Raw genomic sequence first — 944 nt, forward strand, 5'->3', positions numbered from 1 at the left:
CTAGGTGTTTAGTCCCAGACTTTGATGGTGCATCCTTATCGCACGATTCGAGGGAAGCGCTATGGGACAGATTTTACACGGCTGCGCCACCACGACGGAGGCAGTCCGTCGAGCAATACAAAATAGTCAAGAGAGCCTGAGAGGCCTCGCTAAGCGCTATGGGATCAACCAGAAGACTGTCGCAAAGTGGAAGCAGCGTGGGACGGTCGCCGATCTCCCGACAGGCCCCAAGGAAGCCAAGTCCACCGTGCTCTCCATCGAGGAGGAGGCGATCATCGTCGCTTTTCGGCAGCACACGCTGCTGCCGCTCGACGATTGCTTCTATGCTCTGCAGCCCACCATCCCCCATCTGACGCGGTCATCCCTGCATCGCTGCCTCCAGCGCCATGGCATCAGCCGATTGCCGGAGGTCGAAGGCAGCAGGCCCGCGAAGAAAAAGTTCAAGGCTTATCCAATCGGCTATTTCCACATCGACATCGCCGAGCTCCAGACCGCCGAAGGCAAGCTCTACCTCTATGTCGCGATCGATCGCACCAGCAAGTTCGCGTTCGTGCAACTGGCCAGGAAGACGGGACGGACCTCGGCCGCGGCCTTCCTCGAAGCTCTGATCGCGGCTGTCCCCTACAAGATCCACACGGTTCTCACCGACAATGGGATCCAGTTCACCTTCCCCCCGCGCTATGCGGACGGCCCGACGGCAAGATACGCGACGCATATGTTCGACATGCGCTGCCAAGAGAACGGGATCGAACATCGGCTGACCAAGATCAAGCATCCCTGGACCAATGGCCAGGTCGAACGCATGAATCGCACGATCAAGGAAGCGACCGTGCAACGCTACCATTACGATCGACACGATCAGCTCGAAGCTCACCTGGCTGACTTCATCAACGCCTACAACTATGCTCGACGGCTGAAGACCCTGAAAGGCCTCACGCCCTACG

The 944-nt window shown here is 58.6% G+C and carries 1 protein-coding gene; it reads left to right on the forward strand.

Annotation, left to right across the window (positions count from 1 at the left end):
- Positions 1 to 61: 61 nt before the first annotated feature.
- Positions 62 to 944 (forward strand): IS481 family transposase (locus XI09_RS08515; RefSeq protein ID WP_271566443.1); only part of this gene is annotated, 883 nt, incomplete at its 3' end.

The sequence above is a fragment of the Bradyrhizobium sp. CCBAU 11386 genome, from assembly GCF_028128955.1.
In the GTDB taxonomy this organism is placed as follows: Bacteria; Pseudomonadota; Alphaproteobacteria; order Rhizobiales; family Xanthobacteraceae; genus Bradyrhizobium.